At 63.0% G+C, this 23,053-nt stretch carries 22 protein-coding genes; 15 read left to right on the forward strand and 7 right to left on the reverse strand.

The window, feature by feature from the left end; all coding sequences use genetic code 11:
* Positions 1-23: 23 nt before the first annotated feature.
* Positions 24-290, reverse strand: a complete 267-nt coding sequence (locus OX462_RS14225; protein ID WP_409026335.1) for a hypothetical protein — start codon at positions 288-290, stop codon at positions 24-26.
* On the opposite strand from OX462_RS14225, the gene OX462_RS14230 reads away from it, so the two are divergent.
* From OX462_RS14230 to OX462_RS14255, 6 genes are all read left to right on the forward strand, one after another.
* Entirely contained in the window at positions 271-1,578 is a 1,308-nt protein-coding gene (locus OX462_RS14230) for a flavin-dependent violacein biosynthesis tryptophan-2 monooxygenase VioA (RefSeq protein WP_409026336.1), read from the forward strand. The two genes, OX462_RS14225 and OX462_RS14230, sit on opposite strands and share 20 nt — an antisense overlap.
* On the forward strand, positions 1,575-4,589 hold the full coding sequence (vioB, locus tag OX462_RS14235) for an iminophenyl-pyruvate dimer synthase VioB (protein WP_409026337.1): 3,015 nt from the start codon (positions 1,575-1,577) through the stop codon (positions 4,587-4,589). Before OX462_RS14230 ends, vioB begins: the two co-directional genes overlap by 4 nt.
* A gap of 1 nt (position 4,590) precedes the next feature.
* Positions 4,591-5,880, forward strand: coding sequence for an NADP-dependent violacein biosynthesis oxygenase VioC (locus tag OX462_RS14240; protein WP_121669406.1), 1,290 nt, complete (start codon positions 4,591-4,593; stop codon positions 5,878-5,880).
* A gap of 53 nt (positions 5,881-5,933) precedes the next feature.
* Positions 5,934-6,998, forward strand: coding sequence for a flavin-dependent violacein biosynthesis monooxygenase VioD (locus tag OX462_RS14245; protein WP_230503136.1), 1,065 nt, complete (start codon positions 5,934-5,936; stop codon positions 6,996-6,998).
* Positions 6,999-7,007: 9 nt separating this feature from the next.
* A complete protein-coding gene (gene vioE / locus OX462_RS14250; protein ID WP_409026338.1) occupies positions 7,008-7,589 on the forward strand; it encodes a violacein biosynthesis enzyme VioE in 582 nt (193 codons plus the stop codon).
* 90 nt (positions 7,590-7,679) lie between these two features.
* Positions 7,680-8,843 carry an MFS transporter gene (locus OX462_RS14255; RefSeq protein WP_409026339.1) on the forward strand — a complete coding sequence of 388 codons (1,164 nt, stop codon included), beginning with the start codon at positions 7,680-7,682 and terminating at the stop codon, positions 8,841-8,843.
* A 304-nt stretch (positions 8,844-9,147) separates the two neighbouring features.
* On the opposite strand, the gene OX462_RS14260 is transcribed toward OX462_RS14255, so the two are convergent.
* On the reverse strand, positions 9,148-9,690 hold the full coding sequence (locus tag OX462_RS14260; protein WP_409026340.1) for a GNAT family N-acetyltransferase: 543 nt from the start codon (positions 9,688-9,690) through the stop codon (positions 9,148-9,150).
* A gap of 100 nt (positions 9,691-9,790) precedes the next feature.
* Here OX462_RS14260 and OX462_RS14265 point away from each other — a divergent pair, with 100 nt between their 5' ends.
* The 4 genes from OX462_RS14265 to OX462_RS14280 all read left to right on the forward strand — a co-directional run bounded on the left by OX462_RS14265 (position 9,791) and on the right by OX462_RS14280 (position 13,318).
* The gene (locus tag OX462_RS14265; protein ID WP_409026341.1) at positions 9,791-10,972 is read left to right on the forward strand and encodes a citrate synthase family protein; all 1,182 of its coding nucleotides are present in this window, start codon (positions 9,791-9,793) and stop codon (positions 10,970-10,972) included.
* Positions 10,973-11,017: 45 nt separating this feature from the next.
* Positions 11,018-11,509 (forward strand): MarR family winged helix-turn-helix transcriptional regulator, encoded by a 492-nt coding sequence (locus OX462_RS14270; protein WP_409026342.1) that lies wholly within the window; start codon positions 11,018-11,020, stop codon positions 11,507-11,509.
* A gap of 33 nt (positions 11,510-11,542) precedes the next feature.
* The gene (locus OX462_RS14275) at positions 11,543-11,995 is read left to right on the forward strand and encodes a PaaI family thioesterase (protein ID WP_409026343.1); all 453 of its coding nucleotides are present in this window, start codon (positions 11,543-11,545) and stop codon (positions 11,993-11,995) included.
* Positions 11,996-12,139: 144 nt separating this feature from the next.
* Positions 12,140-13,318: a DUF7832 domain-containing protein gene (locus OX462_RS14280; protein ID WP_409026344.1), complete on the forward strand. Its 1,179-nt coding sequence runs from the start codon at positions 12,140-12,142 to the stop codon at positions 13,316-13,318.
* Positions 13,319-14,452: 1,134 nt separating this feature from the next.
* Here the strand turns inward: OX462_RS14280 and OX462_RS14285 are convergent.
* Positions 14,453-15,472, reverse strand: coding sequence for a site-specific integrase (locus OX462_RS14285; RefSeq protein ID WP_409026345.1), 1,020 nt, complete (start codon positions 15,470-15,472; stop codon positions 14,453-14,455).
* 221 nt (positions 15,473-15,693) lie between these two features.
* Here OX462_RS14285 and OX462_RS14290 point away from each other — a divergent pair, with 221 nt between their 5' ends.
* Both OX462_RS14290 and OX462_RS14295 read left to right on the forward strand, forming a co-directional pair.
* Positions 15,694-16,716, forward strand: coding sequence for a DNA-binding protein (locus OX462_RS14290; RefSeq protein ID WP_409026346.1), 1,023 nt, complete (start codon positions 15,694-15,696; stop codon positions 16,714-16,716).
* A 10-nt stretch (positions 16,717-16,726) separates the two neighbouring features.
* A complete protein-coding gene (locus OX462_RS14295; protein ID WP_409026347.1) occupies positions 16,727-16,891 on the forward strand; it encodes a hypothetical protein in 165 nt (54 codons plus the stop codon).
* A 210-nt stretch (positions 16,892-17,101) separates the two neighbouring features.
* Here the strand turns inward: OX462_RS14295 and OX462_RS14300 are convergent, their stop codons facing one another.
* From OX462_RS14300 to OX462_RS14315, 4 genes are read right to left on the reverse strand one after another with little or no spacing between them, the layout of a single operon-like run.
* Positions 17,102-17,389 (reverse strand): hypothetical protein, encoded by a 288-nt coding sequence (locus tag OX462_RS14300; RefSeq protein WP_121669397.1) that lies wholly within the window; start codon positions 17,387-17,389, stop codon positions 17,102-17,104.
* A gap of 3 nt (positions 17,390-17,392) precedes the next feature.
* Entirely contained in the window at positions 17,393-17,944 is a 552-nt protein-coding gene (locus OX462_RS14305; RefSeq protein WP_230503144.1) for a hypothetical protein, read from the reverse strand.
* Complete coding sequence (locus tag OX462_RS14310) at positions 17,941-18,375, reverse strand: DUF1801 domain-containing protein (RefSeq protein WP_070288362.1); 435 nt, start codon at positions 18,373-18,375, stop codon at positions 17,941-17,943. The genes OX462_RS14305 and OX462_RS14310 overlap by 4 nt, the downstream gene beginning before the upstream one ends.
* A gap of 29 nt (positions 18,376-18,404) precedes the next feature.
* Positions 18,405-19,013: a hypothetical protein gene (locus tag OX462_RS14315; protein ID WP_409026348.1), complete on the reverse strand. Its 609-nt coding sequence runs from the start codon at positions 19,011-19,013 to the stop codon at positions 18,405-18,407.
* A gap of 191 nt (positions 19,014-19,204) precedes the next feature.
* Between OX462_RS14315 and OX462_RS14320 the strand changes: the two genes are divergently transcribed.
* From OX462_RS14320 to OX462_RS14330, 3 genes are all read left to right on the forward strand, one after another.
* Complete coding sequence (locus tag OX462_RS14320; RefSeq protein WP_409026349.1) at positions 19,205-20,191, forward strand: VirK/YbjX family protein; 987 nt, start codon at positions 19,205-19,207, stop codon at positions 20,189-20,191.
* An 11-nt stretch (positions 20,192-20,202) separates the two neighbouring features.
* Entirely contained in the window at positions 20,203-21,573 is a 1,371-nt protein-coding gene (locus OX462_RS14325; protein ID WP_409026350.1) for a serine hydrolase, read from the forward strand.
* 125 nt (positions 21,574-21,698) lie between these two features.
* Complete coding sequence (locus OX462_RS14330; protein ID WP_409026351.1) at positions 21,699-23,051, forward strand: serine hydrolase domain-containing protein; 1,353 nt, start codon at positions 21,699-21,701, stop codon at positions 23,049-23,051.
* Positions 23,052-23,053 lie beyond the last annotated feature (2 nt).

Raw genomic sequence — 23,053 nt, forward strand, 5'->3', positions numbered from 1 at the left:
GACGACAACTACATTGATATTTATCAAACTGACAGCCCGATACCCGGGCTATTGTCGGTGCCATCTTTGATTTGAAACAGAAACTCTGCTGCCAAGAATCGACCATACCAGACGCAACGCCAGTTCTCGCCAGGCTCTTCATTTCCCAGCCGATAACGCTCGCCAAGTGCGGTAACACCCAGCGTTCCCCCTCTCTTGCCTGCACGTGCCGGGGAAACTTTTGCTAACGATTTTGCAGCTTTTTTAATGAACGTTAAAAAGGAATTTCGTATGAGCACGTATTCTGACATTTGCATCATCGGCGCCGGCATAGGCGGCCTGACTTGCGCCAATCGGCTGATCGACGGCGCCGCCGGCAGGAAGCTGCGCATCCACGTATTCGACCTGAATGCCACCGTCGGCGGCCGCATCCAGTCGCGGAAAATAGATGGCGAGGAAATCGCCGAACTGGGCGCCGCCCGCTACTCGCCGCAGCTGCATCCGCATTTCCAGCAACTCATGCAGGGTAGCGGATTGCCGCATGCGGTCTACCCGTTCACCGAAGTCATCTCCCACGATAGCGTGCTGGAAGAGCTGAAGGCAACACTGGATGACCTGAGCCCGATGCTGAAAGAGCATCCGAATGACTCCTTCCTCGCGTTCGTCAGCCATTACCTGGGCGCCGCCAAGGCCACCCACATCATCAAGGCGACCGGCTATGACGCATTGCTGCTGCCGATGGTGTCGGCGGTCATGGCCTACGACATCATCAAGAAACACCCGGAAACGCAGCACTTTACGGAAAACGCCGCCAACCAGTGGCACTATGCGACCGACGGCTACCACGCGTTGCTGTGCCAGTTGCAGCACCAGGCCCAGGCCGCCGGGGTGGAATTCCGGCTCGAACACCGCCTGCTGTCCGTTGAAAAATCCGGCGCCGAGCATGTGCTCGCCTTCAGCCACCATGGCGACACGCAGATGCACCGCACACGCCATCTGGTGATGGCCATCCCGCCGTCCGCCATGCCGCGCCTGAGCCTGGATTTCCCGCACGCCTGGAGTCCATTCCAGTACGACTCGCTGCCCCTGTTCAAGGGTTTCCTGACGTTCGACACGGCCTGGTGGGACGCGTTCGGGCTGACCGACAAGGTGCTGATGGCGGCAAATCCCCTGCGCAAGATCTACTTCAAGAGCGACAAATATGTGCTGTTCTATACCGACAGCAAAAGCGCCGCCTACTGGCGGGACAGCCTCGAGCTCGGTGAAGACGTGTACCTGGAGCGTGTCCGCAGCCACCTGGAAGAAGTGCTGCCGCTCGACGGTCAGCCGCTGCCGCAGATCAAGGCGCACTTTCACAAGTTCTGGCCCCATGGCGTCGAGTTTTGCGTGGAGCCGGAAGCCGAGCACCCGGCCGTCCTGCTGCACCGGGACGGCATCATTTCCTGTTCGGATGCGTATACCGCGCATTGCGGCTGGATGGAAGGCAGCCTGATCAGTGCCCAGCAAGCCAGCGGCCTGTTGCTGCAACGGCTAGATCAGCTGGAAGACGTCGCCGCCGCCAACGATACCTTCATCACTACCTCGACCGAGCGCGCATGAGCCTACTTGACTTCCCCCGCCTGCATTTTCGGGGTTTTGCCCGCGCCAATGTGCCGACCGGGAATCGCAATACGCATGGCAACATCGATATCGCCACGAATGCGGTATCGATGGCGGGCGAAGCTGTCGACCTGAGCCGGCCGCCGGCCGAATTCCATGCGCACCTGAAACAGCTTGCCCCCCGTTTCAATGCGGAGGGCAAGCCCGATCCGGACGGTATCTTCAGCCAGGCGGCGGGCTATAACTTTTGCGGCAACAATCATTTCTCGTGGGAGAACGCGAGGATCACGGGCGTCCAGCTGCGCGATGGCGAGGTCGATACGCAAGACGCGCTGGTGGGCGCCAAGCTGGCGCTGTGGGGCCACTACAACGAGTATCTGCGTACGACGTTCAACCGCGCCAGGTGGATCGACAACAACCCGGCCCAGCCGGACACCACGCTGATCTACGCCGGCCAGTTCACCTTGAGCGACAAACTGGCCACGCCAAACACGCCCACCTTGTTCACCGCCGACATCGCGCAGGCGCATTCGGTGCGCTGGCTCGGCAGCGGCCATATCACGGAACGCAGCGGGCATTTCCTGGATGATGAATTCGGCCGCTCCAGGCTGTTCCAGTTTTCCGTGGCAAAGGGGGACCCGCATTTCCTGTTCAATGCGGACCTGCCGCTGCCGGCCAGCATGCATGCCTTGCAGCAAGCCCTGGCCGACGACGAGGTGCTGGGACTGACGGTGCAGTATTGCCTGTTCAACATGTCCACGCCGCAAAAACCCGACTCGCCCGTGTTCTACGATCTGGCCGGCAGCATCGGCCTGTGGCGGCGCGACGAGCTTGCCACCTATCCGGCCGGCCGCCTGCTGCAGCCGCGCCAGGGCAGCCTGGGGCCGGTGCTGGTAAAAGTACATGCGGACCGCGTCTCGTTCAACATGCCGACCGCCATTCCGTTCACCACGCGCGGCACGGGCGCCGTCTCGGAACAGCATCCGACGCATGCCCTGGGCGGCAAGCAGGCGCTGGGCGAGCTGTTGCTGCATGACGGCGCCGGCACCTTGCTGGCCCGGATTCCCGAGCAGCTGTACCGCGACTATTGGCGCCATCACGGCGTCTTCGATGTGCCGCTGCAACATGCCGCCGCCTCGGGTTCGCTCAGCCTGGGCAGCGCACAGGCGCAGTGGGAAGAAGCCGACTGGGTGCTGCAATCGGACAGCAACCAGCTGTACCTGGAAGCGCCGAACCGGAAAAAGCACGAGCAATTTCCGCAGACGATCACCGTACAAAGCCGCTTCCGCGGCGCGCTGGCGGCACCCGCAGACCTTTCGGCGCAGGCCGAGGACGGTGCGCTGCTGGCCGTGCAGCAGCAGCCGTCGCCGCTCGGGCATGGCTATACGGCGCTGACCCTGACGGGCCGCCAGCCGGGCGCGACCAGGATCGTGCTGGGGACCGGCAACGACAAACAGTACCTCGGCGTGCGCGTGCTGCCTGACGACTGGGACCTCGACGACGTACCGGCCGAACAGGTCGACTACGCCTTCCTCTACCGGCATGTGATGAGCTACTACGAGCTCGTGTACCCCTTCATGTCGGACAAGGTCTTCAGCCTGGCGGACCAGTGCAAGTGCGAAACGTATTCGCGCCTGATGTGGCAGATGTGCGATCCGCAGAACCGCGACAAGAGCTATTACATGCCCAGCACCCGCGAACTGTCGCTGCCGAAGTCGCGCCTGTTCCTCAAATACCTGACGCAGGTCGAGGCAAAGGCCAAGGCGGCGCTGCCGCAACCGGCGGCACAGCATGTCATCGGCGGCAAGGCGGAGCTGATCGACGAGCTGAAGAAGGCCATCGACCTGGAATTGTCGCTGATGCTGCAATACCTGTATGCCGCGTATTCGATTCCCAATTACGCGCAGGGGGCGGCGCTGGTGCGGGCCGGCCGCTGGCTGCCGGCCGAGCTGGAACTGGCCTGCGGCGGCGAAGACCGGCGCCGCAACAGAGGTACGCGCGGCGCGCTGCTGGAAATCGCCCATGAAGAAATGATTCACTACTTATTAGTCAACAATGTGTTGATGGCGCTGGGCGAACCGTTTTATAGCGGCACCCCGGTGCTGGGCCAGCAGGCGCGCCAGCGTTTTGGCCTGGACACGGAATTTGCTTTCGAGCCATTTTCCGAACACGTGCTGGCCCGCTTCGTGCGTTTCGAATGGCCCGACTATATTCCCACGCCGGGCAAATCCATCGCGACCTTCTATACGGCGATCCGCCAGGCCGTGGCCGAGCTGCCCGGCCTGTTCGAGAGCGGCGGCGGCAAGCGCGGCGGCGAACACCACCTGTTCCTGAAAGAACTGACCAACCGCGCCTATCCCGGCTACCAGCTGGAGGTGTCCGACCGCGACAGCGCGCTGTTCGCCATCGACTTCGTCACCGAGCAGGGAGAAGGCGTGGCTGTCGATTCGCCACATTTCGCCTCGTCCCATTTCCACCGCCTGCGTGCCGTCGCCGGCAAGTTTTCAGCCTGCGACAAGCCGTTCGAGCCGGCCCTGCCGGCGCTGAAGAATCCCGTGCTGGAAGCGCGCGCGGACTGCAGCGTGGTGACCGACCCGAAGGCGCGCGCGCTGATGCGGCTGTATCAGGGGTGCTACGAACTGACCTTCCTGCTGATGGCGCACCATTTCGCGCAGCAGCCGCTGGGCAGCCTGCGCCGCTCGCGCCTGATGAACGCCTCGATCGACATCATGACCGGCCTGTTGCGCCCCCTGTCGGCGGCCCTGATGAACATGCCGTCCGGCTTGCCCGGCCGCCACGCGGGACCGCCCGTGCCCGAGCCGGTCGGCAGCCGGGTCAGCAGCGACTACAGCCTGGGCTGCGACATGCTGGCGCAGAAATGCCTGGCGCTGGCGCAGTACGCGCGCAGCCTTGAGAGCGATGTCATCGGCATGGCGCCGATAGAAATGTTGGAGTTTTTCAATCAGCAACTTACCGATTTATCTCGGGGAAAGATGTCAAGAGAGGCCTGAAATGCATAAAATCATTATCGTCGGCGGAGGCCTGGCAGGTAGCCTCAGCGCCATTTATCTGGCGCAACGGGGACACGATGTCCACGTTGTCGAAAAACGCGGCGATCCGCTGCTGGAGAATGCCGCAAACGCCGACCCGGTCAACTCGCGCGCCATCGGCGTGAGCATGACCGTGCGCGGCATCAAGGCCGTCCTGGGAGCCGGCATCAATAAACAGGAGCTCGACCAGTGCGGCGAGCCCATCGTCGGCATGGCGTTCAGCGTGGGCGGCCGGCACCGGATACGCGAGCTGACCCCGCTCGAAGGCCTGTTTCCCCTGTCGCTGGACCGCACGGCCTTCCAGCGCCTGCTGAACCGGCATGCCGTCAAGCACGAGGTGAAGTATTACTTTGAGCATAAATGCCTGGATGTCGACCTGGAAAGAAAGAGCGTACTGATCCAGGCCCCGGACGGCGCCGTACGGCAGCTGGATGGCGACCTGATCATTGGCGCAGACGGCGCCCACTCCGCAGTACGGCGTGCCATGCAAAGCGGCGTGCGCCGCTTCGAGTTCAGGCAGAGTTACTTCCGCCATGGCTACAAAACCTTGGTGTTGCCGAACGCGGCGGACCTGGGATTCAGGAAGGATTTGCTGTACTTCTTCGGCATGGATTCCAAGGGGCTGTTTGCCGGCCGCGCGGCCACCATTCCGGACGGCAGCATCAGCTTTGCCCTGTGCCTGCCCTACACCGGCACACCGAGCCTGGGCACGCTGAACCGCGAAGCCATGGCCGACTTCTTCAGCCGCTACTTCGGCAGCCTGCCGCCGGAGCATCGCAAGGAGATGCTGGACCAGTTCATGACGCTGCCCAGTAACGACCTCATCAATGTCCGCTCCAGCACCTTCCACTACAAGGCCAATATCCTGCTGATCGGTGATGCGGCGCATGCCACCGCCCCCTTCCTCGGGCAGGGCATGAACATGGCGCTGGAAGACGTCCACGTCTTCGTTTCCCTGCTGGAAAAGCACGGCAATGCCCTGGGCCCCGCCCTGTCCGAATTCACGCAGCAGCGCAAGGTGCAGGCCGACGCCATGCAGGACATGGCGATCGCCAACTATGAAGCGCTGAGCAATCCGAATCTGATTTTCTTCCTGCAGACGCGCTACACGCGCTACATGCACAAGAAATTCCCCCGTGTTTATCCGCCAGACATGGCGGAGAAACTGTACTTCACATCGGTTCCCTACGATGAACTGCAGCAAATCCAGAAGAAACAAAACGTTTGGTACAAACTTGGAAGGGTAAATTAATGAACATTCTCGTTATCGGCGCAGGACCCGCAGGACTGATCTTTGCCAGTCAGATGAAACAAGCCCAACCCGGCTGGAATATCAGCATTACGGAAAAAAATACCCCGGAAGAAGTGCTGGGCTGGGGCGTGGTGCTGCCGGGACGGCCGCCGCGCCATCCTGCCAATCCGCTCTCCTACCTGGAGCAGCCGGAACGGCTCAATCCGCAGTTCCTGGAAGAATTCAAGCTCGTGCATCACGACCAGCCCAACCTGATGAGCACCGGCGTGACCCTGTGCGGCGTGGGACGCCAGGCCCTGGTGCAGGCCTTGCGCGCCAAGTGCGTGGCGGCCGGCATCGCCATCCGCTATGAAACGCCGCCGGCGGACAAGGCGCAGCTGGAAGCCGAGTACGACCTGGTGGTGGTGTCGAATGGCGTCAACTACAAATCGCTGGACTTGCCGCCCGCGCTGGCGCCGCACATCGATTTCGGCCGCAACAAATACATATGGTATGGCACCACCCAGCTGTTCGACCAGATGAACCTGGTGTTCCGCAGCAATGACCAAGGGATTTTCATCGGCCATGCCTATAAATACTCGGACACGATGAGCACCTTTATCGTCGAATGCAGCGAAGAAACGTACGCCAAGGCGGGGCTGGAGGCGCTGTCCGAACGCGACGCCGCCGCGTATATCGCCCAAACCTTCAAGGCCGAACTCGGTGAGCACGGGTTGCAGAGCCAACCGGGCCAGGGCTGGCGCAACTTCATGACTCTCAGCCGCGACCGGGCCTGCGACGGCAAGTTCGTGCTGCTCGGCGATGCGCTGCAATCGGGGCATTTTTCCATCGGCCATGGCACCACCATGGCGGTGGTGGCAGCCCTGCTGCTGGTCAAGATCCTCCATACCGAAGCCGGCACGGCGGCCGCCCTGGACAGCTTCAACGCGCGCGCCGTGCCCCTGATGCAATTGTTCAAGGACCACGCCAACAGCAGCCGCCTGTGGTTTGAAAGCGTGGGCGAGCGTATCGGACTGAGCAATGAAGAGCTGACCGCCAGCTTCGACGCGCGCCGCAAGGACTTGCCATCGCTGCAGGAAGCGCTGATGGCCAGCCTCGGCTACGCGCTGGGTCGCTAGGGAGCTGCCATGCCGACACACCTCGCCCCGCCGCTGCTGCCGCTGCAATGGAGCAGCGCCTATATCTCCTACTGGACACCGATGCAGGAGGACGACCAGGTCACGTCCGGCTATTGCTGGTTCGACTATGCGCGCAACATCTGCCGCATCGATGGCCTGTTCAATCCCTGGTCGGAAAATGAACATGGGCACCTGCTGTGGATGTCGGAAATCGGCGATGCCAGGCGCGAACAAAGCCGCAAGCAGAAAGTGGCCTACGCAAGGCAGGCGCAGGCAACTGGCGAGCAGCTGCAGGGCACGGCGCTGGCCGACGAGGTCACGCCATTCCATGACTTGTTCCTGCCGCAAGCCGTGCTGCTGGACGGCGGCGCGCGTCACGACGGCCGCCACACCGTGCTGGGCCAGGAGGCGGACGCCTGGGTAGTCGAGCGTGCGGGCAAGCCGCCATCGGTCTTTTACCTGGAGGCCGGCGGCAACCGCCTGCTGCGCATGGTCACCGGCAATGATCCGCAGCACCTTTCGGTACGCGACTTCCCCAACCTGCTAGTCGGCGACATTCCGGATAGCGTCTTTACGTCTTGCAACACCTGACCAGGATGTGGCGCGCGCCCGAGCCCCATGCGGCCCGGGCGCGCGCCCGCCTGGCGAGTGTTTTAGTTATTAATCTCGAAGGATATTGCTATGCCGCTGGTTGTTTACATTCTGGGGTTGACGATCTTTTCGTTAACGACATCCGAATTCATGGTGGCGGGCATGATGCCGTCGCTGGCCCTGGCCATGGACGAACCGGTGACACGGATCGGCTACCTGATCTCGCTCTATGCCATGGGCATGGTCATCGGCGGGCCGCTGAGCACCATTGCCTTGCTCAAACTGCGCGTGCCGAACAAGAAGGGACTGCTGTGGCTGCTGGGCTTTTATATCCTTGCCCAATCCGTCGCCGCGTCGGCCACCAGCTATGACATCCTGGCCATCGCACGCGTGGTCACGGGCGTGGCGGCCTCCACCTGCTTTGGCTTGTCCCTGGCCATTTGTGCCGACATCGTCAACCCCACCGCGCGCGGACGCGCCGCCGCCGTCGTGATCGGCGGCCTCATGCTCGCTTCGGTGGTCGGCGTGCCGGTCGCCACGCTCATCGACCAGCACCTGGGATGGCGCGCCAGCTTCTGGCTGGTGGTACTGCTGGCGCTCTTGTGCCTGGCGCTGATCACCGTGCTGGTGCCGCGCGCCAAGCCGTCCGAAATCGTCAGCCTCGGCAAGGAACTGGGGGAGTTCCGCAACCGCCACCTGTGGGCAGCGTATGCCAGCAGCGGCCTCATCATCGGCGCGATTTTCGCGGCGTTCAGTTACTTTGCGGCCATCCTGACGGAAATTACCGGCTTTCCAGCGTCTTCGATCCCCTGGCTGCTGGGCGTCTATGGCATCGCGAACGTGGTAGGCAATGGCGTGGTCGGCCGTTATGCGGACCGCTACACCACGCCCATCATGGTCTGGGGCATGGTCATCCTGAGCATCAGTCTGGCACTGTTCGCGGTCTTTGCGCACGACAAGGCCATCAGCGTCGCCTTGCTGGTCGTCACAGGCCTCGTGGGCATGTCGATGAATCCCGCCATCATCGCCCGCGTGATGAAAACCGCCCATCCCGGGCCCCTGGTCAACACCGTCCATACCTCCGTCATCAACATCGGCCTGGGCGCCGGCTCATGGCTCGGCGGCCTCGGCATTGCCGCCGGCTACGGCTTGCGCTCCCCACTGTGGGTCGGCGTCGCGCTGGCAGTGCTTGGATTAATCAGCTTGTTGCCTTACCTCGGGCACAGGTCGCGCGATTCGGTGCTGTCGCATTAACGGTATGCGTGCGGACCGTGGCGCCGAGCGCCCCGGCCGCTGCCAGCAAGGCGTGGGTTGCGGCAACGGCGTTGATGGCGCCCTGCTCCGGCTCGTGGACAGCCTGTTCCGGCGTTTGCCGCAACTGCGGTTCTAGGCAGGCAAATCAGGTCCCCGTCACGCCGGACGCGATGCCGCCTGCCTCGACCACGGTGACTTGTGGCCCTTGCTGGCCCGGTGGTAGGCGAGCGACGCGCCGACGATGCCAATGCGTCCTGCGCGTTTTGGGTCCTCATGATTCATATCTGTCAACGTTGCTTATCTATCACCTGGCAGAGTCTACCCCAGCCGAGCGCAACTCCAGTGCATAGGCATGGCCATCGACAACCTTGCCTTCCACGATGGCGATATCGGGCACAGCCATTCCCTGTATGAAACCGCAGCGCTCCAGCACGCGGATCGACGCCGCATTGCCGTCGATGGCGTAGGCGCACAGGCTGGCCAGCTGCCATTCGTTTTGCGCCAGATCAATCAAATGGCGCAGCGCGGCTGTGGCCAGGCCCTTGCCCGCCTGCTGCTGTCCGATGCGGTAGCCGACTTCGGCCGTTTGCGCCTGCCCATCGATATCCTTGAGGTTGGCGCGCCCGATCAATTGTCCGTGTTCGTCCACGATGATGCAGGGATGCATGCGCCCCTGGGCGTGTTCGTCCAGGAATTGCGCGACATGCGCCTGGATGCCGTCGACGCTGTAAAACTCGTCGGGGCGCCGGTCGATATGGCGCTCGAACCAGGCCCGGTTGGCTTGCTCGAAGGCCAGCAGCGGCGCGGCATCGTCGGGGCGCAGGGTGCGAATGGTGTGTGTACTCATGGAGACTCCTGGAAAGGCATGAGTCTAGTGACGCGCCGCCCGGCCCGTCAATCTTGATTCCATCAATCAATATAAAGTGACAGCCGCTACAATGGCCGCCATGAACAACGATCTGTCCGCTGCCGATGCTGCGCGCCTCTTGAACGTCAGCCTGCCCACCCTGTATTCCTATGTGAGCCGGGGCTTGCTGGCCTCCGTCAGCAATGGCGCATCGCGCCGCAAGCGCTATCCGCAGGAAGACGTGCTGCGCCTGGCGGCCCGCAAGAACGACGCCAAACGCGGTGGCCAGACGGCCGTGGCCGCCATGCACTGGGGCTTGCCTGTGCTGGAGACGCGGATTTCCCACATTTTCAATGGACGATTGCTGTACCGGGGCTGCGATGCGACGGCATTGGCCGAGTCCGCGACGCTGGAAGCGACTGCCGGCCTGCTGTGGGACGATAACCTTAGCGACTATTTTCAGCAGGACGCGCCGGCCCTGCCGCCAGGACTGGCCAGCGCGCCGGACGCGCCGCCGCCGGCGCGCGCCATGCTCGCCCTGGCCATGCTGGCGTCCACGTCCGCGAATCTGCCTGCAAGCATGCTGTCATCCGGCCCCGCCCAGATGCGCATCCTGGCCGCCGCCCTGCTCCGGACGCCGCCGTCCGCCCTGCCGCTGCACCTGCAGCTGGCCTGGGCGTGGCATGCCGATGCGCAGCAAACGGAATTGCTGCGCGCGGCCCTCGTGCTGCTGGCCGACCACGAATTGAACGCGTCGACCTTTGCCGTGCGCTGCGTCGCTTCGACGGGCGCCAGCCTGCCCGCCGCGCTGATGGCCGGGTTGGGTGCCTTGTCCGGAGACAAGCACGGCGGCGGCAGCGCGGCGGCCAGGCGCATGTTGACGCAGGCGCTGGCCGCACCGGACGCCAGGGCCGCCATCGGCCAGTATTACAAGACCATCGCACCGGAATTTGCCGGCTTTGGCCATCCGCTGTATCCAGACGGCGACCCGCGCGCCGCGTATCTGCTGGACCGCTTGTCGGTGCTATCGCCCGGACACCCCCATCTGTCCGCCATTCTGTCCGTCTGCGCCACGGCGAGCAAACGGCTCAATGCCCGCCCGAATGCCGACCTGGCGCTGGCCGCCATGGAACTGGCGTTCGGCTGGCCCAAGGGCGCGGGCATGGTGGTGTTTGCGCTGGCCCGCTCGGCCGGCTGGATAGCACATGCCGCCGAGCAAGCCTCCAGCGCGGCACTGATACGGCCACGCGCACGCTACGTGGGGCGCCACCAGCGCGACTGAAAATAGTCGCTTGATTTATTACGCATACGTAGTAGTATACTTCGCATGCGTACCAATACCTCCCCCCTGCCAGACCTTCCCGATGCCGCCGCCTGCCCGCTGGGCGAGCGTTCGCCGCGCCTGTTCAATCTGCTCAACCTGGCCCGGCAGAACCTGTTCCGCTCGGCTGATGCGGTTTTCACCAGCGAACTGGGCTTTTCCGGCACGCAAGTGGTCGCCCTGTTTGCCCTGAAGGGCGAGGAAGGCTGCCAATTGAAGGATCTGGGGCGGGCATTGCAGCTGAAAAACTCGGCCGTAACGGGCCTGGTGGCGCGCATGGAAGAAAACGGCCTGATCGTGCGGGGCCAGTCGGCGCTCGACGCGCGCGCCGGCACCCTGCACATGTCGGCCAAGGGCGGCGAGGTGCTGGCCCATGCCCTGCCCCTGCTCGACAGCCTGAACGAACAACTGAAAGCCGGTTTCAGCGAGGAAGAGCTGGCCATCGTCGCCCGCTTCCTGCTGCACGCCTCGCGCCTGCGTTTTACGCAGGACGTCTGATTCATTCCCCCATCACCACCACAGGAGTTACCCATGCACCCCAACGACATGACCGGCTTGCAACTGATGCAAGCATTCGCGCAAGGCCTGTTCCCCCGGCCCGGCATTTCCAAGACCATGCCCATGGATGCGCACACGATCGAGCACGGTCGCGTGATCTTCACGGCCACGGCGAATGAAAACCATACGAATCCCATGGGCGGCGTGCACGGCGGTTTCGCCGCCACCGTGCTCGACACGGTCACGGGCTGCGCCACGCACACGGTCTTGCCGGCCGGCGAAAGCTACGGCACGACGGACCTGAACATCAAGATGTGCCGCCCCCTGCCCTTCAACGTGACGGTCTTTGCGGAAGGCAAAGTCATCAATGCAGGCCGCAACCTCGTCATTTCGGAAGGCACGATCCGCGACGAAGCCGGCAAAGTGTACGCGCACGCGACGGCCACCTGCATGATCATCCGTCCCCGGGAACAAGCGGGCGCCTGATAAGGCTATTGGAAATCGCCTGGTGGAATCGCCCGGTAGAATGGATAGGCCGGCACCTCGAAACTCAGGGTGTTGGCAGACACCTTGGCAATTGCGCTGCAGTAATAAACAATTGCCATTTCGATATTCTCATGGGGTTACACAATGGCATATGACAGGATTGATTGGCATTCTGGTGGAAAATATCCCGATGATTTGCCGGAAGAGCATGGCGGCATCCATATCGGCATGTTCCTGGCTTGGCTGGTTCACCAGGACATGGCGAGCAATTTCCACCGCACGGATTCCGCCGGGGAGTTAAGGCGCCTGCTCAGTCGGGAAATTACCGGACTACAATTTCTGATCGATGCTTGCGATGGCAAACTATGGGAAGAAGATCTCAACGATCAGGGCAATGCTTTCGCCGTTGACTATTACGACGCAAAGTCGGCATTTGCCCGACAGCATGGCAGTTTTCTGCAAGACTATTGCGACGTGTTCAACCGTCACGCCGCCGCGCACGGCTTTGAGTATCCGAGCGTCTATCACGTCGAGAATACCTGGGAGAAATTCGATCAACTGAAACCCATCCTCGACCAGCGCTACAGCCAATGGCAAGCGTGGTCGGCCGATCCCGTCAACCGTCATGGCGATCCAAAAGCCCAGTTTCTTCACGCTTGCCAGGAAGTGGGGAAATTTCTCGCGTCCCATGGCTTTAAGCCCAACAAGGCAGGAACCGTTTGGAAGAAGGTGGCTGCCGATAAGGACACCGTTTTCGAGGTGTCGTTCGAACCCGAGCGCTATAATTCCCGCAGCGATGTGCGCATGCAGGTGGCCCTCTCCATCGCCAGCAAAGCCCTGAAGAAGTGGCTTGCGGAGAACAGGGGCGGAACCGCTTGCAATGGCGCCGTGCTATTCGGCGGCTTGCTTCGGTCCGAAAAAGATGCCAGCTCCATGATCTGGCAAGTGGCGGGTTTGACGGCGCGCTCCTCGATTGAGCAGATGGGCCAGTTGTTTGTCGAACGCGCCCTGCCGCTTTTCTCCTTGTTTGCCGATCGTCCGCGGGCGCTTGAACATCTTGCGTCGCATGGGGGCGGCTTTCCCGCCATTTGCGATCCATCGCCTACCCCTTTGTCATTCCTGTTGTGCTTTGGGACCCAGGAACAGGCGCAGCGGTTTTTCACTGGATACGTTGCTTCCAGACCATCCCCGTGGCGTCGCAATATCTTTCAGACATACACCCAGCTGCAAGCGAACGAAGTGTGGGAATCTTCCGCCTACTCGCACGAAAGCGACATCAAGCTGGCGTTTCAAAGCGGCCTGGTTTTGCCGCAAAAGTCCTGACTTTGCGGGAGGACTCGCGCCAAGCCAGATTTGCAGACGGTCCGGCAGCTACGTTTTACACATAAATACACGATACACTACCGTTACACGAACAGCTTGCAGCGGTAACAGATGAACCACGTTTCTGAAGTTTGTCCGGGCGGAGCGGCCTGTATCGCCGCCCTAGCAGTCGTTCGACTGATACAGCATATGCTTGTACGGAACGCCTACCTGGAAGAACGCCTGCGCGCAGGCGCGGGCGCGCGCTCAAGGCTGGCCCGCGCCTGCGACGCCGCCAGCATCGAGAGCAAGGATGCTTAAAAGGATTGCTTTTATTGCTCTCGGATTCCTGGCGGGCATTGTCTTCGATATGCTGCCTCATGCGTTTGAGGTCCTTGCAAAGACCAACGTTTGTCGCGAATCATGCTCCAGTTTGCTGAAAGTCATGTCAACCGTCATCTATGCGACCTTGCCAATAACATGGGGCGTGCTCTTGGGCATAGTGACAGGAAAGCCTCACGTGACAAGGATATTGTTCACCAGTGCGCTATTTTCCTTGCTTGTCATGGCAGTATTGACCTGCTTGCTCTACAAGCAGCAACACCCATGATTTTCAAGCTTGTCACAAGACAGGAATCAAGATGCTTTCCTCCTCGCTGGCGGGCAAAAGAATTCGCGTATCAAGTGTTCATGTTCCCCACACCTCCATTGGCACCGCGGACGTGAGCAACGCGAGGCGCACCCTGTCTTGGGAGGTCGAGTGAAACGCATAGGCTTGTCGGTTGGATTTCTCATTGTCGGACTGCTAACAACCTGGGCTGCAATGTATGCCGGCAGTCACATGGCGTTCAGGTTTCATTTCAAGCTGTTGCACCGCGACTCCGGAGATTGCTACGAGATAGGGCCGTGTTCCGTGTCCTGGTGGGTCATTGCCGCGCTGGTGGCCTATCTTCTTGGCCCATCATTCATTTTTACGGTGACGGGATGGCTTAGCGCACGGCCCGGCGTTACCGCATCTAGAAAATTGCGCAGACTCTTGCTGCTGACAGTCCTTACCACGCTACTGTATTTGCTGGGGTATGCCATCAGTTGAGCTGGCATGAACATGTGCGACGGAATAAATGGCGGTCCGCTGCGAGCTGTTGTCGGGCAGCCTCAGCCCGCTGGCGCCTTTTTCCCCTTCAACAAACTCCCCGCCGCATTTTCTTCAAAGCGGCCCGCCTCTTCTATATAGCCATGCACGGTGCCGTCGTGGCGCCAGCCGCCTTGGCGCTTGATGGCCTGGAAATCAGCGCCGGCCCGGTGCGCGCTGGTGGCCATGCCGCGGCGCAGGCTGTGGCTCGATAGTTCCGGCACGTAATCGAGCCCGGCCAGCCGGGCGCAGCCTTCCAATATCGTATTGATGCTGCTCGCGTGCAATCCCTTTCCTCCCACATGGCCCCACTGGTTGACGGTGCGCAAGAGTGGGCCGGCCGCGATGCCCGCCACGCCCAGCCAGGCGCGCAGGGCCGTGGCCGGGCAGCAGACGCCGTCGCCGAACGGGATCGCCTTGACGATGCCCTCCCCCAGTTGATCCGTTTTCGAGCGGGGCAAGGTGATCACCATGCCCTGCGGCTCCCAGCGGATGTCTTCCAGCTTCAAACTTACCAGTTCGCTGCGGCGGAAAGCGCCAAAAAAGCCCAGCTGCAGCAAGGCGCTGTCGCGCAAGGCCTTGTTGGTGCCCAGGGCGGCCAGCCTGGCGACGATCAGTTCCAGGTCTTCCAGCGGCAGCGCCCTCGCCTTCTTTTTCGGCTTGCCGTGCAGGCGGGCGATGCCGGCCAGGGTCTTGCGCACGGTGGGCGTGGACGCGGGGTCGGCAAAGCCCTGGTACACATGCCATTGCGACAGGGCCGTCAGGCGCAGGGCCAGGGTGCGCGCGTTCAGGCTGTCCGCATAGGCCATCAGATAGCGGATGACGGTGGACTCGTCGGCAGGCAGCGCCCCGCCCCAGGCCTGGAAGTGGCGGATGGCGGAACGGTAGGTGCGGCGCGTGTTGTCGGACGTGGCGGCGGCAAGAAACGCCTGGTGGCGCGCGGCCAGCTCTGCATCGACGAGGGCGCCGTGTAACGGCACGGGAGCCAAGGCGGCGCTTTTTGTCACGGCAAGGCGGCGTTTCGGGACAGGCAAATCGGGCATGGCGGCGGCGAAATCGCGGTTTTGTACTGGGAGACACACAGAATAGCATGCAAAACACCTCCATAACATGCGATAAGCGATCTTATCGTGCTTTATATTTTTCAAAAACGATGAAAATTTATATCGTAATATTATGCGATATTACGTATCATGTAATACGTTACTAAATTTCGCTCATAGGTGATTTCATGGCCCGCACCGGCATTCTGTACTCTGATGTTATGAAAGCAGCCCAAATCGTCGCTGCCGATGGGCGCAACCCCACGGTCGACAATGTGCGCGAAGCGCTGGGCAGCACGGGCAGCAAGAGCACCATCGCACCCTTGCTCAAGCGCTGGAAGGAAGAGTTTCAGGGCGCGGGCGCCGTGAAAACGGAGTCAGGCTTGCCGGCCGAACTGATGGAAGCGATGCGCGGCGTCTATGAAAAGCAGCAGCGCGACGTGGCGCAGCAACTGGAAACGGGCATGCAGCAGAACCGCGCCGAACTGGACGCGGCGCTGGACAAGCTGAAGAAGACGGAAAGCGAACGGTTGAAATTGACGGAGGCGCGCGCCGCCCTCACCCAGGAATTGCGCGCCACCCAGCATGCGCTGGCGCAACTGAAGGAAGAACACCATTTCCGCGCCGTCACCCTGGCCACCCTGCACAGCGATAACGCGGGCCTGACGCAGCGCCTGGCCGACCGCGGCGAGGAAATCGCCGCCCTGAACCGCCAGCTGGCGCAGGTGCGTTCGCAGTTCGACCATTACCAGGAAGCGGCCGCGACCCAGCGCAGCGAGGAACGGGCGCAGGCGCAGCAACGGATCAGCCGTCTGGAGCAGGATAACGCGCAGTTGCAGCAACGCCTGCAAGGCCAGCAGGCGACCCTGGTGCAGCAGGACATGCGTTTGGCGCAACTGCAGGCCGAACACACGCGCCTGGCTGATGAAGCGGCCGCCGACCGCGAGGCGCTGGCCACCGTGCGTCCCGAGCGCGACCAGTTTGAATTTCAATATTTGCAGGCGGCCGCCTCGGCCGACGCCCTGCTGGCCAAGCTGGACACGGCCTTGCTGGCGCTGAACGACGCCAAGGTGGCGCTGGCTGCACAGGACAGACAGCTCGACATGCTGGCGGAAAATACCCAGGCAGCGCAGCAGCGCGCCGAAGCGCTGACGCTGGAACGCGATACCTTGCTGCGCGACAATGCCGGCATGGCGGCAAGGCTGGCCCTGCTCATGGATAGCCAGGAGAAACGCGCTGTTTGAGCTTGCCTACATGGTATGGGATCTCTATGACGGTCGCGGGACGGGCCTGGCCAGCGTTCGAGGCTTGCCCCAGTATTTCGCCTGCCAGATGACGGCCGGCGGGGACGAGTACGCACAGCATTTCACCTTGACACCGATCAATGCGACGCTGCTGGCGCTGGCAACTGAGCAATGAGACATCTTCCGCCGCCGGGAGCTGCAATTTCAAACGGGCACCAGTCGCACTGGACAGCCATCGCGGACACCGTGGCGTCGACGTCCGCCAGGATGCGCTCGAGGACGCCATCCAGGCTGCCCTGGTGCCGCTGCTGCGGCAAAGCCGCGCTGCGCGCCACTTTTTACATCTTTTCCTGGATGCCGCCGAGACCAAGCCGTGCCGAGAGTATCAAGCAGGCCGGCGGCGCGCCAGCACCAGGCCGAGCGCCGTATCGGGAAACTTGCGCCATCGCCTGGGCGGCGTGGCACGCACGCGATTCTCGACCGCTGCCAACTGCTCGGCGTCGTCCGCTTTCAGGGTGGACGCCAATAGTTGCTCTTGCGTATGTCTCTCCATGCGATTCGCCCGTGCCTTGGCGGCGTGAATCGCCTTGCGCGAGGATTTACTGTTTTCGCCATAAGTATTGCGGCGGTCTTTGGCGTAACTGAGGTGTTTCTTTTCTTGTGGCGTTTTCATGGGCTACAAACGGCGGTTCAGCACGCTGTCGATATCGTGGGTTTTCAGCTCGGCCTGGACCGCGCCATCCTGCAGCCAGTAGCCTTCGCTTCCCTGTTGCAGCGCGTCCATGTCGAGCGCGCCCAAGGTTGGCGCGATGGCGCCGGCAAGCAAGGCCGCCGCGTCGTCCCATGCCGCATACAACAGTTTCAGGTACCAGCCGTCGTCGTGCGCAAAGGCGAGAAAGCGGCTGCGCAAGGCGGCAGGCGGCGTGAGCGCGCCACGATGGTCAAGCATCGCGGCCACGTCCGCATCGCCGGGGGCCGGCGGCGCGCCCTGCCAATCGGCCCAGGCGTGGCTGCCCCAGGCATGGATATCTTCATGCGCCAGCGCTGGCAATTGCTGCCGCGCCAGGGTCTGGTAGCCAGCAGGTTTCCTGGGCGTCCCGGCGCTGCCCTTGCGCAGCACGATGCCGTCCGCGTCCAGGAGCGCGGGGATGACATCGTTGAATTCGATGCCGGAGGCGACCAGCATGCGCGCGGCCGGGTCGTGCCAGATATACAGATAATGTCTCAAGTGTTCGTTCGCTTTGGTTTTGGCGCCGTATTTGCGGCCACGGCGGCGCGTATCAACGCCTTGAACGCCGCGGCATCGAGATGCTCGCCTTCGTGGATGTCGATGGCCCGGCGCGTGTTGCCGTCCAGGCTGGAATTGAACAGGCCGGCCGGATCGGGCAAGGCGGCGCCCTTGGCGAAGGTGAGTTTCACGGCCAGTTTATACGTTTCGCCTGTGCAAATCATGCCCGCATGCGACCAGACGGGCACGCCGCGCCATTTGACTTCCTCGACCACCTCCGGGTCCGCCTGGTGGATCAGCGCGCGCACGGCGGCCAGGGTCTTGCCGCGCCAGTCCGCCAGCGAGGCGATTTTCGCGTCGATCTGGCTGGCTGCCGGTTCGGTGCCTGCCGCTTCCCCGGCGGGCGGCGTACTTGTTGCGGCTTTTTTCATGGTTCACGTCTCCTTCCTGTGCGCTTGTCTTACTGCGCAGGATCGGCCATGCAGTTGGCAAGCGAAGCAATGAATTGGTCGCGCAAGGCCTGGTATTGGGCGTCCGTGGCAAAGTCGCGCGGGTCGGCCGGCTGGTTCAGCACGTAGGCGCTGGCGACCGTGCCGCTGGCGGCATGCAGCAGCGTATAGAAACTGATAATGCCCGGTGTCTTCGCGATGCTGGCGTTATTCAATCCTAGCACTTCCACGCCCTGGCGCGCGTCCGTTTCCAGCGGCACCTGATGCGACGGCTTGCTGCTGGCCGACATCTCCTGCATTTGCGCCACGATGGTCTCGCGGTCGGCGGCAAACTGGCCTGCGGCGCTGCGTTCGATCTTCAGATTCGCGAGGGGCAAGCTGCTCTTGCGGAACAGCATCAGCCGGTAGCCATCGGCCGTCGAGACCCGGCGCTCCCCCGCCGCCATCTTGACGACGCGCGTGGTCGCGCTGGCCGGCAAGCGGTCCTGCGTTTTGAACTGGAACTGGCTGCGGTTGATGCATTGCGCCAGCGGCGCCAGAGGATCGGCCGTGCGGTCCTGGGCATGGGCGGCCTGCGCGGCGAGCAGCATGGGGATGGCAAGCAAATGGCGGAGTTTCATGGGGTGCAATCATTTCATCGGGTCACAGTGACGCGAGCATAACCGGCGACGTTGCCAAAAGGCAAATGTTTAGTTTCCATCCTCTAAATATCCGTGGGGATAGCTTCTTAATATGAAATTCACCTGGCCCGCGTAGCATTCAAATTGGCAAGGCTCTCATTGTGCAGCGCCTGCCATTTTCCGGCAGAACCATGAATGACATCGCTTTGACCTTGCACCACGGCGCCGCCGTGCCGCCCGCCACGCCACCCGCAGTGCCACTATATTCCGCCAGCGGCCACCGTCTGAAAGCGGCGCTGGGCGCCCTCTTCTTTCCCCGCCAGCGCACGCGCTGGCACGCCTTCCTCGGCAGCATGCCGGGCTTGAACTCGCTGGCGCAGCTGCATCCCTGCCTGCGCTTCAAGATTTACCGCCCATACGCCTCCCGCCGGCTCGGTTGCGCGGATCGCCTGGCATTGCTGGAAGGACATTACCGCTTCCTGTGGCAGGCGGGTGCGCGTGCGCTGGTCGAACGGGCCGCGCGCGAACCCGTGGTGCTGGCCGCGTTCGACGGCAAGGACGGGGCGCAATACCGTTTGCAGCTGACGGCCATCCACGACAGCTACCGCGAGGGTGAACTGTGCCTGCGCCTGACGCGCGACGGCCTGCCCCTGTACCTGGCCAGCTTTTTGTTCGTGCCGCGCGCCGATGGCGTCTCGCTGCAGCTGGGCGCGCTGCAAGGCTTGCGCTCGGAGGCGGGCAAGCTGGCCGTCAAGGACGCCACGCGGGCGCTGCACGGCTGCCGTCCGAAAAACCTGATGGTGACGGCCTTGCGCGATTTTGGCGATTTCTTTGCCTGCACCAACCTGTTCTTGATCAGCAATGACAACCGCATCGCCCTGAATGCGCGCCGGCGGCGCCATATCGCCGCCGATTACGACCAGGCGTGGCAGGAATTGCATGCCTTGCGCATGCGCGACGGCAATTATCACTTGCCCTGCGCGGCTTACCGCATGCCGGATCTGGCCGGGGTGCCATCAAAGAAACGGGCCGATGCACGCCGGCGCGGCGAATTGCTGCTTGGCATGGCCGCCGACATGCGCGCGCAGCTGGCGGCCATGATCGCCGCACCATCTTGCCAAAACGGCTATCTTGCCAGTGATGCTATTATGCTGTATTCCCACCAATCACTTTCCTGACGGAATCGACGATGCCTCCACGCTTACGCACCCTGCTGCTGCCCCTCCTGTCCCTGTCCGGCGGTGCCGTGGCCGCGCCCACCCTCGACGCGGCCATGCGGGAACGGGCGGAAACATTGGTGCGTGACGGCAAGCATGCGAGCCTGGTCATCGCCGTGATCGACGGCAAGGACAGCGCCGTGTACGGCTTCGGCCGCGTGCGGCCCGGCGACCAGGGCGTGCCCGATGCCGACACCGTGTATGAAATCGGCTCCGTGACGAAAACCATGACGGGCTTGCTGCTGGCCGACGCCGTCGTGGCAGGCAAGGCGCAACTGGAGCAGCCGGTGGCCGAACTGCTGCCCGCCTATGCCATCCCCGCGCTGGCGGGCCAGAAAATTACCGTGGGCCAGCTGGCCACGCACTTTTCCGGCTTGCCCCGCCTGCCCGCCAACCTGGTGCCGGCGGACATGGCCAATCCCTACGCCGGCTATGGCGAGGCGCAGCTGCGCACCTTTTTGGCCGGCCATGCGCTGGCGCGCGCGCCGGGCGCCGCGTATGAATACTCGAATCTCGCGTATGGCTTGCTGGGCACGGCCCTGGCCACGCAGGCCAATATGTCTTACGAAGAACTGCTGCAAGCACGCATTTTCCGTCCGCTGGGCATGGCCAGCAGCTCGGCAGTGACGACGCCCGCCCTGCGCGCGCGCCTGGCGCCCGGCCACCTGGCCGATGGCAAGCCGGCCGCGAACTGGGATTTCCAGGCCATCGCGGGGGCTGGCGCCGTGCGCTCCAGCGCGCGCGACATGATTGCCTACATGCAATCGTACATGCGGGCGGCCAGTCGCGCGCAGCAACTGGCCGTGCAGCCGCGCCGGGTACTCGTCGGCGAAGGCGATGGCGACGGCGTGAAAAAGATCGGCCTGGCGTGGATGCTCGACCAGGCCAAGGGCCAGCCCTTTGCCTGGCATAACGGGCAGACGGGCGGCTATGCCAGCTTTGCCGGTTACACCCTGGACGGCAAGCGGGGCGTGGTGGTACTGAGCAGCACGGCGCGCGACGTCGACGCCCTGGGCGTGGGCGTGCTGGTGCCCGGCAGCCTGCCGCCGCCGAATGCCCCGGCGCCGAAGGAAATCGCCATCGCCCCGTCCGAACTGGGGCAATATGCGGGCCAGTATGCGCTGGCGCCCACGTTTGTCCTCAGCGTGCGCCAGGGTCCCGACGGCTTGCTGGTGGGCGCCACGGGCCAGCCCGAAGCGCCCGTGTACGCGAGCGCGAAGGACACCTTCTTTTACAAGGTGGTCGAAGCGCAACTGGTGTTCCAGCGCGACGCCCAGGGTGCCATCACGGGCGTCGTCCTGCACCAGAACGGCCAGGCCATGCCGGGCAAGCGCAAACCTTAGCAAAGCGGCAAAAGTGGCATAAAACTCAGGCGCCCTTCATGTTGGCGCCGTATGCTTCCCAGGGCATGCCAGCCATCTTATCCAGGTGCCGGCGTGCATTCGGCCCACCCTGGACAAGGTTACCCATGACACCCACTTTCGCCCTTCTCCCCCTTTGCCTGCTCGGCAGCGCCGCCCTGGCCGCGCCCGTCCTGGACGACGCCGTGCGCCAGCGCGCCGAGGAACTCACGCGCACGGGCATGCTCCCCAGCATCGTCATCGCCGTGATCGACGGCAAGACCAGCGCCGTCTACGGCTTTGGCAGCGTGCATGCAGGCAAGAATACCAAGCCGGGCGCCGACACCGTCTACCAGATCGGTTCCGTCACCAAGACCATGACGGCCTTGCTGCTGGCCGACGCCGTCGTCGAAGGCAAGGTCAAACTCGACGAACCGGTGGCGGCAGTATTGCCTGAGTACACCATGCCGGCCTTCGACGGCAAGCAGATCAGCCTGCTGGACCTGGCCACGCATTATTCCTCGCTGCCGCGCCTGCCCGACAATTTCGCGCCCAAGGACCCCGCCAATCCGTATGCGGACTACACGGAAGCGAAGCAGCGGCAATTTCTCGCCGCCTACCATCTGCCCCGCGCGCCGGGCACCAAATTTGACTACTCGAACATCGGCTATGCCGTGCTGGGCACGGCCCTGGCCGCACAGGCCGGTACCAGCTATGAAGCGCTGCTGCAAAAGCGCATCGCCGTGCCGCTGGGCATGCGCTCGACGTCGAACACGCCCACGCACGGCATGCTGGCGCGCCTGGCGCCCGGCCATTTGCTGTCGGGCGAGCCGACACCCGCCTGGGATTTGAACGTGGTGGCGCCGGCCGGCGGCGTATATTCGAGCGCGCGCGACATGGTTGCCTACCTGCAAGCGTACATGTTCAAGCCGCTGCGCCCGTATGCGCTGGCGCTCAAGCCGCAGCGGCAGCTGGCACCGGACAGCGAGACGAAAATCGGCCTGGCGTGGCTGCTGGAGCAGCGGCAGGGTCAAAGCTACGCCTGGCACAGCGGCCAGACGGGCGGCTACACCAGCTATGCGGCGTTCACGACGGACGGCAAGCGGGGCGTGGTGGTGTTGACGAACGCGGCGCGCGATATCGACGCGCTGGGCTTGTCCGCCCTGCTGCCCGGCACGCCCTTGCCGCCGCTGAAAAAGCCGCCGGCCGCCATCGAATTGCCGCGCGCCGCGCTGGCCGAGTACGTGGGCGAGTATCCATTGGACAAGGATTTCACGTTGACGGTAACCCTGGGCAAGCAGGGACTGGAAGCGGCAGGCACGGGCGTCGGCTCAGCCCCCTTGTTTGCCAGCGCGAAAGATCAATTTTTCTTCCGCGCCATCGAGGCGGACCTGGCCTTTACGCGCGATGCCGCGGGCAAGATCGCCGGTGCCGTGCTCACGCAAGGCGGGCAGGACGTGGTGTTGCCGCGCAAGCAGTAGAC

This window comes from Janthinobacterium aestuarii, from assembly GCF_046113285.1.
In the GTDB taxonomy this organism is placed as follows: Bacteria; Pseudomonadota; Gammaproteobacteria; order Burkholderiales; family Burkholderiaceae_D; genus Janthinobacterium.

What these genes read in the sequence shown, in the direction of transcription:
- OX462_RS14230 (WP_409026336.1), top strand. Translation starts at nt 271, where the DNA reads ATGAGCACGTATTCTGACATTTGCATCATCGGCGCCGGCATAGGCGGC.
- OX462_RS14225 (WP_409026335.1), bottom strand. Translation starts at nt 290, where the DNA reads ATGTCAGAATACGTGCTCATACGAAATTCCTTTTTAACGTTCATTAAA.
- vioB (WP_409026337.1), top strand. Translation starts at nt 1,575, where the DNA reads ATGAGCCTACTTGACTTCCCCCGCCTGCATTTTCGGGGTTTTGCCCGC.
- OX462_RS14240 (WP_121669406.1), top strand. Translation starts at nt 4,591, where the DNA reads ATGCATAAAATCATTATCGTCGGCGGAGGCCTGGCAGGTAGCCTCAGC.
- OX462_RS14245 (WP_230503136.1), top strand. Translation starts at nt 5,934, where the DNA reads ATGAAACAAGCCCAACCCGGCTGGAATATCAGCATTACGGAAAAAAAT.
- vioE (WP_409026338.1), top strand. Translation starts at nt 7,008, where the DNA reads ATGCCGACACACCTCGCCCCGCCGCTGCTGCCGCTGCAATGGAGCAGC.
- OX462_RS14255 (WP_409026339.1), top strand. Translation starts at nt 7,680, where the DNA reads ATGCCGCTGGTTGTTTACATTCTGGGGTTGACGATCTTTTCGTTAACG.
- OX462_RS14260 (WP_409026340.1), bottom strand. Translation starts at nt 9,690, where the DNA reads ATGAGTACACACACCATTCGCACCCTGCGCCCCGACGATGCCGCGCCG.
- OX462_RS14265 (WP_409026341.1), top strand. Translation starts at nt 9,791, where the DNA reads ATGAACAACGATCTGTCCGCTGCCGATGCTGCGCGCCTCTTGAACGTC.
- OX462_RS14270 (WP_409026342.1), top strand. Translation starts at nt 11,018, where the DNA reads ATGCGTACCAATACCTCCCCCCTGCCAGACCTTCCCGATGCCGCCGCC.
- OX462_RS14275 (WP_409026343.1), top strand. Translation starts at nt 11,543, where the DNA reads ATGCACCCCAACGACATGACCGGCTTGCAACTGATGCAAGCATTCGCG.
- OX462_RS14280 (WP_409026344.1), top strand. Translation starts at nt 12,140, where the DNA reads ATGGCATATGACAGGATTGATTGGCATTCTGGTGGAAAATATCCCGAT.
- OX462_RS14285 (WP_409026345.1), bottom strand. Translation starts at nt 15,472, where the DNA reads ATGCCCGATTTGCCTGTCCCGAAACGCCGCCTTGCCGTGACAAAAAGC.
- OX462_RS14290 (WP_409026346.1), top strand. Translation starts at nt 15,694, where the DNA reads ATGAAAGCAGCCCAAATCGTCGCTGCCGATGGGCGCAACCCCACGGTC.
- OX462_RS14295 (WP_409026347.1), top strand. Translation starts at nt 16,727, where the DNA reads ATGGTATGGGATCTCTATGACGGTCGCGGGACGGGCCTGGCCAGCGTT.
- OX462_RS14300 (WP_121669397.1), bottom strand. Translation starts at nt 17,389, where the DNA reads ATGAAAACGCCACAAGAAAAGAAACACCTCAGTTACGCCAAAGACCGC.
- OX462_RS14310 (WP_070288362.1), bottom strand. Translation starts at nt 18,375, where the DNA reads ATGAAAAAAGCCGCAACAAGTACGCCGCCCGCCGGGGAAGCGGCAGGC.
- OX462_RS14315 (WP_409026348.1), bottom strand. Translation starts at nt 19,013, where the DNA reads ATGAAACTCCGCCATTTGCTTGCCATCCCCATGCTGCTCGCCGCGCAG.
- OX462_RS14320 (WP_409026349.1), top strand. Translation starts at nt 19,205, where the DNA reads ATGAATGACATCGCTTTGACCTTGCACCACGGCGCCGCCGTGCCGCCC.
- OX462_RS14325 (WP_409026350.1), top strand. Translation starts at nt 20,203, where the DNA reads ATGCCTCCACGCTTACGCACCCTGCTGCTGCCCCTCCTGTCCCTGTCC.
- OX462_RS14330 (WP_409026351.1), top strand. Translation starts at nt 21,699, where the DNA reads ATGACACCCACTTTCGCCCTTCTCCCCCTTTGCCTGCTCGGCAGCGCC.